Raw genomic sequence first — 16,148 nt, 5'->3', positions numbered from 1 at the left:
CCTTCCCACCGTTGGTTTTTTCCTTTCTGCAGCTTACAAAACGTTCCCGCCGATGGTTAATATCGATTTTGTAATGTTACAAAGTCTTCCCACCGCCGGTTTTTTCCTTTCTGCAGCTTACAAAACGTTCCCGCCGATGGTAATATCGATTTTGTAATGTTACAAAGTCTTCCCACCGCCGGTTTTTTCCTTTCTGCAGCTTACAAAACGTTCCCGCCGATGGTAATATCGATTTTGTAATGTTACAAAGTCTTCCCACCGTTGGTTTTTTCCTTTCTGCATCTTACAAAACGTTCCCGCCGATGGTAATATCGATTTTGTAAGGTTACAAAGGCTTCTCGCCAACCCCATCTTGAGTATGCTAATTCAAACGATAGGGTACGACTCTACGAATGCTAATTCGAGCTGTGAAAATAGGATGTTGTAATCCGTGGTTTGCAATCTTATTGAAATACATTACTTTTGCAAGCAACAAAGCAGACTCTTTTCGTTGAATTCAGGATGGCTATAAGAGAAAAGGGCTCTGGCAACACAAATGAACAAGATGGATGCATTTTTCCGCACTCACAACTATCTCGTAGAGCATATAGACGCTCCGGTTAGACGACGATTGATGGACGAAATCGACTGGAATCATCGTATGATTGGTATTAAAGGCACTCGCGGAATAGGAAAAACCACTTTCCTGTTGCAATATGCAAAGGAAAAATTTGGGTCACGTGACAGGCAATGTCTCTATGTGAACATGAACAACTTCTACTTTCATGGACGAGGAATTGCCGACTTTGCCGGAGAATTCTATCATGGCGGAGGTAGAGTGTTGCTCATCGACCAGGTATTCAAACAACCCAATTGGAGTAGTGAACTCAGAAGATGTCACGACTTGTTCCCGGAGCTGAAGATAGTTTTCACGGGGTCGAGCGTTATGCGACTTAAAGAGGAGAACCCGGAACTCAACGGAATAGTGAAAGGATATAATCTCACGGGTTTTTCGTTCAGGGAGTTCTTGAATCTAGAAACCGGCGAACAGTTTGAACCTTATTCGCTTGATGATATTCTGATGAATCACGAACAGATTGTGAAGAAGATTCTCCCGAAGGTTAGACCGATTGAGCATTTCCAAAACTATATTCATCACGGATTCTATCCCTTCTTTCTGGAAAATCGCAATTTCTCGGAGAATCTTCTGAAGACAATGAATATGATGACCGAGGTCGACATTTTGCTCATAAAACAAATTGAGCTGAAATATCTTACCAAAATCAAGAAGCTCTTCTATCACCTCTCGCTTGAAATGCCACAAACACCTAACATCAGTAATCTTGCGAAGGAAATAAACACGAGTAGGGCAACGGTGATGAACTACATAAAATACCTCTCCGACGCCCGTTTGCTAAATATCCTCTATCCTATAGGAGAGGATTTTCCAAAGAAGCCAGCCCGGGTGATGATGAATAACTCGAACCTGATTTACGCCATCTATCCTATCCTTGCCGAACAGTCGAACGTGATGGAAACATTCATGGTGAATGCTCTTTGGAAAGACCATAAGGTGAATCAGGACAAGAAGCGAGGAACCTATCTCATAGATGGCGAGAAGAGATTTAGAGTGTACGACGCCGAGAAGCATAAAATACGATTCGAAGAAGGAATGTTCTACTTCCGATACAACACCGAAGTAGGGATAGGCAATAAAATTCCGCTCTGGCTTCTAGGATTTCTCTACTGACGATGACAAAGCGATTCCAAGATAACGATACACATAAACATTATAAAATAATTATTCATTTAATAGGTTAAGAAAATGGCTAAAGAAAAGAAGTTTATCACTTGCGACGGCAACGAGGCCGCCGCTCACGTGAGTTACATGTTCTCCGAAGTAGCAGCAATCTATCCTATCACGCCGTCGTCACCGATGGCCGAGCATGTCGACGAATGGTCGGCCCGCGGTAGGAAGAATCTTTGGGGACAAACCGTTAGCGTTCAAGAAATGCAATCAGAGGGCGGAGCAGCCGGAGCAGTACACGGTTCGTTACAGGCAGGCGCCCTCACAACAACGTTCACCGCATCGCAGGGACTGTTGCTGATGATTCCGAACATGTATAAAATTGCGGGCGAACAACTACCGTGCGTTTTCAACGTGTCGGCCCGCACACTGGCAAGCCATGCACTCTGCATTTTCGGCGACCATCAGGATGTGATGGCCTGTCGTCAAACCGGTTTTGCAATGTTCTGTTCGGGTTCTGTTCAGGAGGTTATGGACCTTTCAGCCGTCCCCCATTTGGCATCGCTGAAAACATCGATTCCGTTCATCAATTTCTTCGACGGATTCCGCACGTCGCATGAATATCATAAAATTGAAAGCCTGAGCGATGACGATATTCGTCCGCTAGTTGATGAAACTGATATCAAACGCTTCCGCGACCGCGCAATGACTCCCGAACGTCCTGTTGTTCGAGGCACAGCCGAGAATCCCGAAACGTTCTTTGCCCATCGCGAAGCCAGTAACTCGGCTTATGAAAACGTGCCCGAAATCGTTGAGCACTACATGGGCGAGCTTTCGAAGATAACCGGTCGGGAGTACCATTTGTTTGACTACTACGGTGCCGCTGATGCCGAAAACATTATCATTCTTATGGGCTCGGCAACTGAAGCTGCTCGCGAAGCCATCGACTATCTAACTAGTCAAGGCCGGAAAGTAGGTATGGTAGCCGTGCATCTCTATCGTCCGTTCTCGGTGAAGCATCTTCTTGCTGCCGTTCCGAAAAGCGTGAAGCGTATAGCCGTGCTCGACCGTACCAAAGAACCCGGAGCAGAAGGTGAACCGCTCTATCTTGACGTGAAGAGTGCGTTCTACGATGTTGAAAACAAACCCCTCATTGTTGGCGGACGATATGGATTAGGTTCGGCCGACACCACACCGGCCAAGATAATCGCCGTATATGATAACCTTGAACTTCCTGAACCCAAGAACCACTTTACTGTAGGAATCGTGGATGACATAACCTTCACATCCCTGCCCGAGGTCGAGGAAATTCCGCTTGGTGGCGAAGGCATGTTCGAGGCTAAATTTTATGGACTCGGGGCCGACGGAACCGTGGGAGCAAACAAAAATTCCGTTAAGATTATAGGCGACAACACTGATAAGCATTGTCAGGCCTATTTCTCCTACGACTCCAAGAAGTCGGGCGGATTCACCTGTTCGCATTTACGTTTCGGTGATTCGCCAATCCACTCAACCTATCAGGTAAACACGCCTAACTTCGTTGCATGTCATGTTCAAGCATATCTCAACATGTATGATGTGACTCGCGGGCTTCGTAAGAATGGAACATTCCTGCTCAACACCGTGTTCGACGGTGAAGAACTAATCAGTTTCATACCAAATAAGGTGAAGAAGTATTTTGCACAGAATAATATCACCGTCTACTATATCAACGCAACCAAGATTGCTCAGGAAATAGGTCTTGGTAATCGCACCAACACCATCTTGCAGTCGGCTTTCTTCCGTATCACGGAAGTTATTCCGCTCGATCTTGCCGTCGACCAGATGAAGAAGTTTATCGAGAAGAGCTACAGTAAGAAAGGTCAAGATGTAGTCGATAAGAACTATGCAGCCGTCGACCGCGGCAATGAATATAAAAGGTTAGCCGTTGACCCGGCATGGGCTAATCTGCCTGAAGATGCCGCCAAGACCGACGACGCTCCGGCATTCGTAAAAGAACTGGTTCGACCGATGAACGCTCAGGCAGGCGATCTTCTAAAAGTATCCGACTTCGTAAACCACGGCACAGCCGACGGAACATGGAGCGTAGGCACGGCAGCTTTCGACAAGCGAGGTGTAGCAGCCTTCGTTCCTGAATGGACAGCCGATAACTGCATACAGTGCAACAAATGCTCGTACGTTTGTCCACACGGTTGCATACGCCCATTCGTACTCGACGAAACCGAGAAGGCCGGTTTCAACGAAACTACGCTAGACATTCTCGCGCCGAAACAGCTCAAAGGAATGCAATTCCGAATCGAAGTTTCAGTACTCGACTGTACCGGATGCAGCAATTGTGCCGACGTTTGCCCTGGTAAGAAAGGCAATAAAGCCCTCGCAATGGTGCCATTCGTAGCCGGCGAGGAAGAAGCCGAACATAGAGCAGCCAACTGGAATTATCTTGTAAAGAACGTTACCAGCAAGCAGTACCTCGTAGACATCAGCGCAAACGCTAAAAACTCACAGTTCGCTCAACCGCTCTTCGAGTTTTCGGGCGCATGTGCCGGATGCGGCGAAACGCCCTATGTCAAGTTAATTTCTCAGCTCTTTGGCGACCGCGAAATGATTTCCAATGCCACCGGATGCTCATCTATCTACTCGGCCTCCGTGCCATCCACTCCCTACACCACAAACGCACAGGGACAAGGCCCGGCATTCAACAACTCGCTATTTGAGGATTTCTGCGAGTTCGGCCTAGGTATGGAGTTGGGAAATAAGAAGATGCGCGAACGTATCGTGAATCTTTTCAATCAGGCAATCGAAAATGAGCACACGCCTGCTAACGCCAAGGAATTGATGCAAGAATGGATTGACAACATGTTCGACGCCGATAAGACAAAAGAGCTGGCTCCGAAGCTTAGACAAGTAATTAACGACGGCGCTACCATTGCAAATTGCCCTGTTTGCAAAGAACTTCAAACGCTCGATCATTATTTGGTTAAACGTAGCCAGTGGATAATCGGCGGTGACGGTGCATCCTACGATATTGGCTACGGCGGTCTTGACCACGTCATCGCATCGGGCGAAGATGTAAATATCCTCGTACTCGATACTGAGGTTTATTCCAATACTGGCGGACAGAGTTCCAAATCTACTCCGCTAGGTGCCATCGCACAGTTTGCTGCAAAAGGAAAACGTGTTCGCAAGAAAGACCTCGGTCTCATGGCAACTACTTACGGCTATGTCTACGTTGCCCAAATAGCCATGGGTGCAGACAACGCCCAAACTCTCAAAGCCATCCGCGAAGCTGAAGCCTATCCCGGTCCATCGCTCGTCATCGCCTATTCTCCTTGTATCAATCACGGTCTGAAGGTCAAGGGAGGTATGGGTCGCAGTCAGGCTCAGGAGGCACGTGCTGTTGAATGCGGCTACTGGCAGCTGTGGCGCTACAATCCACAGCTGGCCAATGAAGGTAAGAATCCCTTCTCGCTCGATTCGAAAGCTCCCGATTGGTCGAAGTTCCAAGACTTCCTCATGAGCGAAGTTCGTTTCCTCTCCGTGAAGAAAGCCTATCCTAACGAAGGTGACGAGCTTTTCAAAGCAGCCGAAGATATGGCCAAGTTACGCTATCAAAGCTACGTTCGAAAAACGCAAGAAGATTGGAGTCAACCGGCCTAACCCTTTTCTTCTAGCTCTTCAATAAGTGGGAGGAAAACAACTTACGTCGTTTTCCTCCCACTATCATTCTACGCGAGTTCCATATAAAAGAAGGTGAATGCTTTTCAGTATGTTATTCTCCAGAACTCGACGTTTCGCCCAAGGTACAGTACACCCTTCACTAAAGGTGTACTGTACCCTTCACCAAAGGTGTACTACACCCTTATACAAGGGTATTGTACTCTATTTATTACTCCCAATCGGTCATTAGGTCTGAAGACAACTATTCCCTATATACGAAAAAAGTGCACAACTTGAGGCTTTTATCCTCTGTTGTGCACTCTTGACTGTCAACAGACAGCCTGAAAGTGTCTCTCCTGTAAACTTTAATCAATTAAACCTTAAAAACAACGTATCATGTAAGTGGCTTTATTATCTCTGAACAATCTTAATTACCTAAATTAATCCTATTTGAAATCCTGAAAAACAATCTATTCTCTTACCTACAGAACTAATACCTATTGAGACTTTCTTTGAACGTAACTTTAACTACCAAGTATAGTGTCCGTTTGAACAATGCAAAGGTAGGTAAGCAATGCTTGTAGTTGAAAATATTATGGCATGAAAAGCTTTATATCGTCATCATTGTTGACATACGTCAAAAGGTTAGTAGTTTTCCAGCTTGCGAGTTTGTAGTTCTATAGGGCTATGAGTTTTGTTGAGTTGATGTTCACGATTAATTATGGGTATCTGTTTAATTTTGCAAACCTTCGGGCTGAAATGTGGTCAGGAGGAGGATTAAAGAATGGTAAGAAATGATTTATCCGGATAATTTTGAAGATAAGATTGGTTTCAACGAAATCAGGTTGCTTTTAAAAGAGCGTTGTTTGTCAACGCTCGGTAAGGAGGAAGTGGACGAAATGAGTTTCACAACCGATTGCAACTATATAAATAGTAGATTGGAAGAGCTTCGCGAGTTTCGACGCATCGGGGAGGAAGCCGATGATTTTCCGCTGGATAACTTCTTCGACGTGAGGCAGAGCATTACACGTATTCGTTTAGAGGGAACGCATTTGGAGATTGACGAGTTGTTCGATTTGAAGCGTTCCATGGAAACGATTATCAACATCATTGCATTTTTGAGTCGGGGCGAAGAAATAATTCACGACGAGGTGAAGCCTGCTTATCCGGCGCTCTACGCGTTGGCAGATGGCATTGCTACTTTCCCGGAATTGGTGCAACGAATAGCGCAGATAATCGACAAACTTGGCAATATGCGTGACAATGCCTCCCCCGAGCTGCTACAGATTCGTAACGAGCTCTCCCGAACAGAACACAGTATTTCACGCACATTGCACGCCATATTGCGGTCGGCCCAGAGTGATGGAGTTGTCGAGCACGATGTTGCTCCGACGTTACGTGACGGGCGTCTGGTTATTCCTGTTGCCCAAGGACTGAAGCGTAAGATTTCGGGCATTGTTCACGACGAGAGCGCATCTGGTCGCACGGTGTATGTTGAGCCCACTGAAGTGGTAGAGGCCAACAACCGGATTCGCGAACTCGAGAATGAGGAGCGGCGAGAGATTATAAGGATTCTTCGCGAACTCACTAAGAAGATTCGCCCGCATACAGCCGAACTCCTAGACTCTTATCGTTTCTTGGCGAAGATTGATTTCATCCGAGCCAAGGCCGAGCTCGCCAAACTGTTCAAGGCTTTTGAGCCGGAGGTGCATAGCGAGCCGTTTATCGACTGGATTCGTGCTGTCCATCCGCTTCTGCAACGCTCACTCGAACGGAAAGGGACGGGTATAATTCCGCTCGACATTCAACTAGTTCCCGAGAAAAGAATCCTTATTATCTCCGGTCCTAATGCAGGTGGCAAGTCGGTTTGTTTGAAAACCGTGGGCTTACTTCAATACATGTTGCAATGCGGACTGGCTATTCCCGTGGCCGACCGTTCCAGGGTGGGAATCTTCGACAACATAATGATTGATATCGGCGACGAGCAGAGCATCGAGAATGACCTCAGCACATATTCATCGCACCTCACTAACATGAAGCAAATGATTCGGCAGGCCAACGACAGTACGCTCATTCTTATCGACGAGTTCGGTACTGGCACCGAACCGCAGATTGGCGGAGCCATAGCCGAGTCTGTTCTCAGACAGTTCTGGCAGCGGCAAGCTTGGGCTGTGATAACTACTCACTATCAGAATTTGAAGCACTTTGCTGAAGGGCATCCTGGCGTTGTCAACGGTGCCATGCTCTACGACCGCCACGAAATGCGGCCTTTATTCCAGTTGGCAATCGGCAGACCCGGAAGTTCGTTCGCAATCGAAATTGCTCGCAAAACCGGACTGCCCAGAGCTGTCATCGACGAGGCTTCTGAAATCGTCGGAACCGACTATATTCAAAGTGACAAGTATCTGCAAGACATCGTGCGTGACAAACGATATTGGGAAGCCAAGCGGCAAACCATTCACAGTCGTGAAAAGGAACTTGAGAGGAAGATTCAACAGTACGAAGAGCGGATTTCGCAGCTGGAAAACAGTAGGAAAGAGATTTTAAACCGCACTAAAGAACAGGTGCAGGAGATGTTTCGCGAAAGCAATAAGCGAATCGAGAATGCCATACGCGAGATTCGCGAAAAGCAGGCCGAGAAGGAAGAAACTAAGCGTATCCGTCAGCAGTTGACCGATTATGAATCGGCAGTTATCACTGTCAACGAACCACATTCTGCCACCCAAACATCGCTCGACAGCGGTTTGATGAATCCCGATGACTTCAAAAAGGAACTTCAAAGAATTAAAAACCGTCGCGACCGACACGAACAGCACAAACAACGTAAGGCCGAACAGCACAAAGCCGCCGCAACCTCTCGTCACCTTACCAAATCGACGATTGTTCCCGGCGCGACAGTAAAGATGAAGGGGCTCGACTCCATTGGAAGGGTGGAACACATCGATGGCAATCAGGCCACGGTTATATTCGGCAGCGTTCGAACAAGAGTGCAGCTTGCACGACTCGAAAACGCCGATACATCTACCGTTGAAAAACAAAAGAAGCAATTCCAAGCCTTCAACTACAGTCGCGAAACGCGCGAAACAATCGACCAGCATCGCAAACACTTCAAATCCGAGCTCGATGTTCGCGGCGAACGTACGGAGGAGGCTCTCACGCAGGTACAATATTTCATTGACGACGCCATTTTAGTTGGCGTTTCACAGGTTCGAATCCTCCACGGCAAGGGCAATGGAATCCTTAGACAAATGATTCGTCAATATCTCTCAACCCTCTCCAACGTTCGTTCCTTCCACGACGAACACGTGCAGTTCGGCGGGAGCGGCATTACTATTGTGGAGCTTTAAAAAACAAAACACCTCTTCCGCCGACGGAAGAGGTGTTTATGAATGATAGACATGGGTGCTAACTCGGGCGGAATGCCCGCCTGTAGGGACAGCCCCCGTGTCTGTCCGCCCATCTGCCAGCCTGTTCGTCCGTCCGTCAATGTTATACGGTCGGTAGACCGAATTGGAATGGGGCTCGGACAGACACGGGGTCTGTCCCTACAGGCGGTCGATAGCTTAATGGGAACTTCTCCTAAACAGAACTCGCGTATTCTATTAATATTTTAGAGTTCTGAACGCAATGGTATAGAACATATTTATATGACACGGAACGTGAACTTAATCGGCCGGCTAGATTAAAGTGTTTAGTTGACGGATATTTTAGCTCCGATAGTATGAATCATTTTATCCATATAGAAATATTATCGGTATATGTAAAATATTATTTATACTATAGGCATTATCAATGCGGGTACTTAAAATAAAATATTAGTTAAGGCATTATCAATGCGAGTGCTTAAAATAAAATATTAGTTAAGGCATTATCAATGCGAGTGCTTAAAATAAAATATTAGTTAAGGCATTGATAATGCGTATTGCTAAAATAAAATTCTAGTTAGAGCATTATTAATGCGAGTAGTTGAAATAAAATTATAATAAGAGCATTATCAATGCCTATTCTAAAAATAAAATACTAATCAAGGCATTGTCAATGCGAGAAATTATAATTAATAATAACCAGTAGAATGGTTAGAGAAATAGTATAATCAGAGAAAATAAAAGGAGGATATTCCGATTCACTGGAACATCCTCCTTTTGAGTTTTTGTTTTAATCTTGTTCTGCCTTTCGGAAACTTAAATCCGTTTTGTTTTCGGGTCTAAAGCTTTGCGACGGGCATTCTGAATTTGCATGTAGCGAATATCAGCCGTTGTATCGAACTTTTTGTTCATTGTTACTAATCTATCCATAATTTAAACAATCCTTTCTGTTAAAATCGTGTGGCAAAGATAGGCTGACGAATATCTTGTTGAATGCCTGAACGGATGGTTTTTATATAGTCGAGGCATTCTTTTTGACTGGTATCAACGAGCTTGATTTGCATCAACACACACCGGCCTGGCAGGATTTCCTCTTGATGATTAATTGTAGACCTGCGTGGAGCTAAACGAACGGCTCGGGGCTGTAGTACTACCGGATGAGCTGGATGGCTGAGATTGCGTACTGCTGTTGATATTCTGGCGAGAGCCGCCGAAACTGCCGGAGCTGGTGCTACGTGAGGGTGCCGATGAGCTGTTTCCGAATGAGCGAGTGGGAGCTGATGAACTCGACGACGATGTAGAGCTCGATGATGACGACCGTTGCTGGTCATAGTTCTGACGCGAACCGCCGAAGCTGCCAGAGTTTGTATTGGTGCTGCGTGATGGTGTTGACGAACTGCTTTCGAATGACCTAGTGGGAGCTGTTGTTGTCGATGAACTGTTACTGTAGGACCTAGTTGTTGTTGTCGACGAACTGTTTCCGAACGAACGACTGGGAGTTGTTGTCGACGATGATGATGACCGTTGCTGGTCATAGTTCTGACGTGAACCGCCGAAGCTGTCAGAGTTTGTATTGGTGCTGCGTGATGGTGTTGATGAACTGTTTCCGAACGAACGACTGGGAGTTGTGGTTGTCGACGATGATGACGATGACCGTTGCTGGTCATAAGTCTGTCTTGAACCACCGAAGCTATTTGAAGTCACGCTACGTGATGGGGCTGTTTGACCACCTCCGAACGAACGTTGATTGTTGCTGCCAGAGAAAGAGCGAGTGTCGCGCGATCTGTAATCGTTATTCTGTACATTTCCGAACGAACGACTAGGAGTCGAACCGCTTCGTTCAACGGCTCCGCCTCTGTAGTCTTTGTAACCGCGACTGCCTTGATAGTTGTTGTCAGACGGATTTATTATAATAGGACTTCCAGTACGCTCTCCGAATCGGCCGGCATAGTAGCTGTTGGAAAGCTGGTTCCGTCCGCCGCGATAGGAGTCGTAATAAACCGGCTGATTATAATAATAAACCGAGTTGTCGTAGTAATTGTAGATGTTGTACGAGTAGTAATTATTCGTCCACGACACCGGCCGATAGAAATAATCATAATTTACAAACACGTTGTATTGCGTCGGGTTGAGCACATAGAACATGTCACTGTTTCTTCTTACCCAATAGTCTCCGTATATGCTTCGTTCGCCGCGCATGTTGAGCAGATAGTCGAGATTGATTTCATATACAGCCTCGAATTGTGCCTCGTTCAGAGCCAGCTCGTATGCCATCTTGTCTGAAAGAAACAGAGCCTGCCTCCGGGCCTCATCGTAGCCCAGACGATATGAACCGTAGCCGTAGCCAGGGTTGTAGTCGGTTGTGCGAACTGCCACTCCGCCACTTGTGTCGAGCGCTAAAAGAGCGCCGCATGAACTCAGTCCTAACACTCCCGCTAGGGCTGTTGCCATAAGGATGAATTGACTTCTCATGATTCAGTTACATTAAAGAGTTATACATTTTGTTATTCGATTGCTTGCAAAATTATCTTTGGCGTATTCCGAGCCAAGGCTGTGCTCACCTACCTGTGCCCGGGATTGTCCTAAGTGTAGCTAGGTGATTCCCGTGGTAAGCCTATTTAACCACGGGACGTTGCTCCTTTGTCCAGGCGATTATTCCGCCGAGCAAATTGGTTGTACGATAACCCTCTCCGGCGAGGCGTGAACAAGCCATGGCCGAACGTTTACCTGAGCGGCAATAAATGGCAATCATTCTGCCTTTATCTAGTTTCTGCCGGGCCACATTCATGAATGAAGAGTCGAGCACGTTGATGTTGATAGCACCTTTGATATGACCATCGCTGAACTCGGCGGGTGTTCGTACATCGAGCACCTGAATGGAATCGGAGGTAATCAATGCTTCAAAATCTTTCACATTCATATTGTCGAATGCGTTTTGGGCAGTGGCGCCCATGGAACAGCCTAAGGCTGCGCAAATTGCTAGAAAAAGTTTTTTCATAATCATTGTTGTTAAATAATGAGCTTTCCCGAATGCGAGCAGACGAATGCGACTCTTTTATCGTGAGGAGTAGAGGTTGTGGGAAACGATGTCCATTATACGTTCAAGATAGTGAGCATCGGTTTCATCGAATGTGTTGAGGTCGCGACTGTCGATGTCAAGCACTCCGATTGGTGTTCCTTTAGGACTAATGATGGGTACAACTATCTCCGAGCGCGAGAGAGAACTGCAAGCAATATGCCCATCAAATTTCTCGACGTCGGGCACAACCAAAGTGCGATTCTCAGCGAAAGCTGTTCCGCAAACTCCGCGGCCAGAAGGAATTCTGTAGCAGGCCGGAGTACCTTGGAATGGAGCCAGAGAAAGTTCGCCTTGATTTGTCTCAAGATAGAATCCGGTCCAAAAGAAGTTGTCGAAAGCATGGTGGATGGCTGATGAGACGTTTGCGAGTACGCTGATTTCGTTGTGTTCGCCCTCGATGAGCGATTCAATCTGCTTTAGAAGCATTTCATAGGTTTCGGCTTTGTTCATTGTGTTTTCAATTGTTGTTCAACTATATTGGTGAGCTCTACAAATTGTTGAATTGAGAGCTGTTCTGGTCGTAGAATCATAAATGGATGCTGATAAAAATCGTCGTTGGGAGGTGAGGGGAATATTTGACGTAGGCTTACACGTAACATTTTCCTTCGCTGACCGAAAACGGTTTTCACCAGCCGCCGAAATAGCAGCCAATCGCATCCTAAGTTTATTGTTGCGTTTCGAGTTAGCCTGATGACAGCGCTTTTAACCTTGGGTGGTGGGTTGAACACGTGCTCGCCTACCGTGAATAGATATTCAACCTCATACCACGCTTGCATTAATACAGACAATATGCCGTAGGCTTTGCTTCCCGGTTGTGCGGCCATGCGCTGGGCCACTTCACGCTGAATCATACCGGTGCAACAGGGGATGAGTTCTTTATTATCGAGCATCTTGAAGAAAATTTGCGACGAAATGTCGTAGGGATAATTGCCCGTGAGCACGAATGGTTGGCCTTGGAAAACGTTGGCGAGATTCATTTTGAGGAAGTCGGCACCGATGATGTTATCGCTGAGCCGAGGAAACCGTTCGTTTAGATAGGCGACACTTTCTGAATCGATTTCTACAACCTTGAGTTGTCGTTGCTTTTCGACAAGAAACTGGGTGAGCACTCCCATGCCCGGTCCGATTTCGAGAATGGGTAGGTCGGGGCAGGTGTCGACGGTATTGGCAATTCGGCGTGCGATATCGAGATCTGTGAGGAAGTGTTGTCCGAGTTTTTTCTTGGGTTTTACGGCCTTCATGAATAATCTGTGTTTACACGGGCAAAGGTATTCTTTTTTTGTCCTTTTTTTCAAATTCCATATCTTTGCCCGTGCAATGAAAACCAGAAAAATAGCCGATAATTTCACACGAATAATGCTACCGCTCATACTTGGCGGTGGCATTCTTTATTGGATGTATCGGGGGTTCGATTTCTCGAAGATGATGGATGTTTTGCTTCATCAGATGAATTGGACTTGGATGCTGCTTTCGTTGCCTTTCGGAATCTTGGCACAGGCGTTTCGCGGATGGCGATGGAAGCAAATGCTCGAGCCGATGAACGAGCATGCCCGCAAGACTAATTGTGTGAATGCTGTGTTTCTGTCGTATGCTTTGAGTCTGGTGATTCCTCGTGTCGGCGAGTTTGCGCGTTGTGGCGTTCTGCATCGCTACGACCACGTTTCGTTTCCGAAAGCATTGGGAACGGTGGTCACCGAAAGAGTTGTCGACACTATTCTGGTGCTACTTATTACCGCCATATCGTTCATTATGCAGATTCGCGTGTTCGGAACATTCTTCTCAAAAACCGGAACTAGAATAAACGATGTTCTAGGAATGTTCTCTGCGACGGGATGGTTTATCACAGGAATTTGCGCCCTGGCCGTAGGAGTATTACTTTATTTTGTTCTTCGCCAGCTGACGGTCTACGACAAGGTGCGCGAAACGTTCAAATCTATCTGGCAAGGAATCATATCCTTGCGCGAAGTTCACAACATTCCGCTCTTTCTATTCTATAGCTTGGCTATTTGGGGAAGTTATTTTCTGCACTTCTATCTCACGTTCTTTTGCTTCGACGCTACATCTAACCTCGGAATAATCTGCGCACTGGTTTGCTTTGTCGTTGGTTCGGTGGCAGTAATTGTTCCTACGCCCAATGGAGCCGGCTCGTGGCATTTCGCAGTGAAAACAATGTTGTTGCTCTATGGAGTGGTAGAAGTGCGAGCCCTCTATTTTGTGCTGATAGTGCACACGATTCAAACCCTTCTCGTTGTTTTTCTTGGAATATACGCATGGATGTCGCTCAACTTCACAAGTCGGGTGGCGGTGCAATAATCAAAACAGAACTCTATTTATTTATATAACCTTTTAAAAGATACAATTATGAGTGAAATCAGAAATCTAAAACCCGAAGGCCTTTGGCGCAATTTCGATGACCTCACAAAGGTTCCTCGCCCGTCAGGACATTTGGAAAAGGTGCAGAAGTTCTTACTCGACTTCGCACAAAAAGCAGGTGTAGAAGCATTCCTCGACCCTGCCGGAAACATTTTGATGCGCAAAGCAGCAACACCCGGTTACGAGAACCGCAAAACCGTGACCATGCAAGCACACATGGATATGGTTCCGCAAAAAAGTCCCGATAGTAAACACAACTTCGAGACCGACCCAATCGAAACGCATATCACCGACGGATGGGTTTACGGAAACAATACAACTCTCGGAGCCGACAACGGAATAGGCGTGGCAGCCATCATGGCCGTCATGGAAAGCAACACCCTTAAACACGGCCCTATCGAAGGCCTTATCACCAAGGATGAAGAAACCGGAATGTTCGGGGCAAACGACTTGCCCAAAGGTGAACTCCGGGGCGACATACTAATGAACCTCGACTCAGAAACATGGGGAAAATTCGTGATTGGATCAGCAGGAGGAATAGATGTTACCTCGACGCTCGAATACAAAGAGGTTGAAAACGACCAGGAATGTGCCGTTAAAATCACCCTCAAAGGTTTGCGCGGAGGTCACTCCGGCCTGGAGATTAACGAAGGGCGAGCCAATGCCAACAAAGAAATGGTTCGATTGGTTCGTAAGGCAATCGCCGAGCTTGATGCCCGGTTGGTTGCATGGCACGGCGGAAACATGCGCAATGCCATCCCCTTCAAAGCTGAAACAACTCTGGCCTTGCCAAAAGCAAATCTGGAGTCCCTAAAGAAACTCGTTGAAAACCAACGCGCGGCTGTTGCCGACGAATTTAAAACCATTGAAGTCGAAAAGAACATCGAGTTCTTCGCCGAAGAAGTAGAGAACCCAAAAACTCTTCTTCCGGTTGAAATACAAGATAATCTCATCGACGCTATCTATGCATGCCACAATGGTGTGTTGAGAATGATTCCCGTTTATCCGAGCGTAGTCGAAACATCGTCGAACCTAGCGATAATCGACATCGAAGGCGGAAAAGCCTCGATAAAGATTCTTGCACGTTCGTCGCGCGAGGATATGAAGGAATATCTCAGCACACAAATAGAAAGCTGCTTCAACATGGCCGGAATGAAAACCGAATTTAGTGCAAGCTATAACGGTTGGGATCCGAACCCCGACAGCGAAATCCTGGATCTGCTTAAGAAAATCTACAAAGAGCAAAACGGCGAAGACGCCATTGTTCAGGTAGACCACGCAGGTTTGGAATGCTCCATAATCCTGGGCAAATATCCCGGTATGGACGTTGTTAGCCTAGGGCCCACCATTCGCAGTCCGCACACAACCACCGAGCGTTTTGAAATTTCCTCTGCAGAACCTTTCTGGAACCTGCTTGTTCAAACTCTCGAAGAAATCCCAAGTAAATAAGTACAAGTTGTTTTTCATTAGTTAGTCTGGGTCCGGCATTTTTGTCGGGCCCTTTCTTTGTTTAGGTCACATCCCGATATTGAAGGATATGTGAGTTCGGTTTAAAAGAATCTTCCACTCGGCCGACAGGCCGCATGTAGGGACAGACCCCGAGGGGCGATTTGCTTTCCGCCCTCCGCCCGACAAATACCAGACCACATAGCAGGTGCGAAATATGTTATACGGTCGGTAGACCGAATTGGCAGAGAGGCGGACAGACACGGGGTCTGTCCCTACATGCGGACGTTCCGCCCGAATTGGTGTAAAAAACAGACGGATAGGTAGGAGAAATGTTATGGGACTCGGCCGATAGGCCGCATGTAGGGACAGACCCCGTGTCTGTCCGCCCTCCCGTCCGACAAGGACGGCATAATATTATCCGGGAGAGCATTGCATGACCCTCACTCTGTGTCGATTTTATCCGGGGGAGCGTTGCGTGACCCTCACTCTGCATCAATTT

9 protein-coding genes are annotated in these 16,148 nt (G+C 46.7%); 5 read left to right on the top strand and 4 right to left on the bottom strand.

Annotation, left to right across the window (positions count from 1 at the left end):
* The first annotated feature begins 544 nt into the window (after positions 1-544).
* From HMPREF9140_RS05735 to HMPREF9140_RS05725, 3 genes are all read left to right on the top strand, one after another.
* Positions 545-1,729, top strand: coding sequence for an ATP-binding protein (locus HMPREF9140_RS05735; protein ID WP_006952504.1), 1,185 nt, complete (start codon positions 545-547; stop codon positions 1,727-1,729).
* Between the two features lie 75 nt (positions 1,730-1,804).
* Positions 1,805-5,383, top strand: a complete 3,579-nt coding sequence (gene nifJ, locus HMPREF9140_RS05730; RefSeq protein ID WP_006952503.1) for a pyruvate:ferredoxin (flavodoxin) oxidoreductase — start codon at positions 1,805-1,807, stop codon at positions 5,381-5,383.
* A gap of 794 nt (positions 5,384-6,177) precedes the next feature.
* On the top strand, positions 6,178-8,730 hold the full coding sequence (locus tag HMPREF9140_RS05725) for an endonuclease MutS2 (RefSeq protein ID WP_006952502.1): 2,553 nt from the start codon (positions 6,178-6,180) through the stop codon (positions 8,728-8,730).
* Between the two features lie 1,119 nt (positions 8,731-9,849).
* Here HMPREF9140_RS05725 and HMPREF9140_RS05720 read toward each other — a convergent pair.
* From HMPREF9140_RS05720 to rsmA, 4 genes are all read right to left on the bottom strand, one after another.
* Entirely contained in the window at positions 9,850-11,220 is a 1,371-nt protein-coding gene (locus tag HMPREF9140_RS05720; protein ID WP_006952500.1) for a hypothetical protein, read from the bottom strand.
* Between the two features lie 142 nt (positions 11,221-11,362).
* The gene (locus tag HMPREF9140_RS05715) at positions 11,363-11,746 is read right to left on the bottom strand and encodes a rhodanese-like domain-containing protein (RefSeq protein ID WP_006952499.1); all 384 of its coding nucleotides are present in this window, start codon (positions 11,744-11,746) and stop codon (positions 11,363-11,365) included.
* A 57-nt stretch (positions 11,747-11,803) separates the two neighbouring features.
* Positions 11,804-12,277 (bottom strand): GAF domain-containing protein, encoded by a 474-nt coding sequence (locus HMPREF9140_RS05710; RefSeq protein ID WP_006952498.1) that lies wholly within the window; start codon positions 12,275-12,277, stop codon positions 11,804-11,806.
* Positions 12,274-13,068, bottom strand: a complete 795-nt coding sequence (gene rsmA, locus HMPREF9140_RS05705) for a 16S rRNA (adenine(1518)-N(6)/adenine(1519)-N(6))-dimethyltransferase RsmA (RefSeq protein ID WP_006952497.1) — start codon at positions 13,066-13,068, stop codon at positions 12,274-12,276. Before rsmA ends, HMPREF9140_RS05710 begins: the two co-directional genes overlap by 4 nt.
* A 76-nt stretch (positions 13,069-13,144) precedes the next feature.
* Between rsmA and HMPREF9140_RS05700 the strand changes: the two genes are divergently transcribed.
* Both HMPREF9140_RS05700 and HMPREF9140_RS05695 read left to right on the top strand, forming a co-directional pair.
* A complete protein-coding gene (locus tag HMPREF9140_RS05700) occupies positions 13,145-14,140 on the top strand; it encodes a lysylphosphatidylglycerol synthase transmembrane domain-containing protein (RefSeq protein WP_006952496.1) in 996 nt (331 codons plus the stop codon).
* A 48-nt stretch (positions 14,141-14,188) separates the two neighbouring features.
* Entirely contained in the window at positions 14,189-15,649 is a 1,461-nt protein-coding gene (locus tag HMPREF9140_RS05695; RefSeq protein WP_006952491.1) for an aminoacyl-histidine dipeptidase, read from the top strand.
* Positions 15,650-16,148: the final 499 nt, after the last annotated feature.

It is taken from the genome of Prevotella micans F0438 (genome assembly GCF_000243035.1).
Lineage (GTDB): Bacteria > Bacteroidota > Bacteroidia > Bacteroidales > Bacteroidaceae > Prevotella > Prevotella micans.
The sequence above is the reverse complement of the archived record's forward strand: the minus strand, read 5'-3'. Positions and strand labels throughout refer to the sequence as shown.

Excerpts from the sequence above, each read along its gene's own strand:
- HMPREF9140_RS05735 (WP_006952504.1), top strand. The coding sequence starts at position 545 with ATGGATGCATTTTTCCGCACTCACAACTATCTCGTAGAGCATATAGAC.
- HMPREF9140_RS05695 (WP_006952491.1), top strand. The coding sequence starts at position 14,189 with ATGAGTGAAATCAGAAATCTAAAACCCGAAGGCCTTTGGCGCAATTTC.
- HMPREF9140_RS05725 (WP_006952502.1), top strand. The coding sequence starts at position 6,178 with ATGATTTATCCGGATAATTTTGAAGATAAGATTGGTTTCAACGAAATC.
- HMPREF9140_RS05715 (WP_006952499.1), bottom strand. The coding sequence starts at position 11,746 with ATGAAAAAACTTTTTCTAGCAATTTGCGCAGCCTTAGGCTGTTCCATG.
- HMPREF9140_RS05720 (WP_006952500.1), bottom strand. The coding sequence starts at position 11,220 with ATGAGAAGTCAATTCATCCTTATGGCAACAGCCCTAGCGGGAGTGTTA.
- HMPREF9140_RS05710 (WP_006952498.1), bottom strand. The coding sequence starts at position 12,277 with ATGAACAAAGCCGAAACCTATGAAATGCTTCTAAAGCAGATTGAATCG.
- HMPREF9140_RS05700 (WP_006952496.1), top strand. The coding sequence starts at position 13,145 with ATGAAAACCAGAAAAATAGCCGATAATTTCACACGAATAATGCTACCG.
- nifJ (WP_006952503.1), top strand. The coding sequence starts at position 1,805 with ATGGCTAAAGAAAAGAAGTTTATCACTTGCGACGGCAACGAGGCCGCC.
- rsmA (WP_006952497.1), bottom strand. The coding sequence starts at position 13,068 with ATGAAGGCCGTAAAACCCAAGAAAAAACTCGGACAACACTTCCTCACA.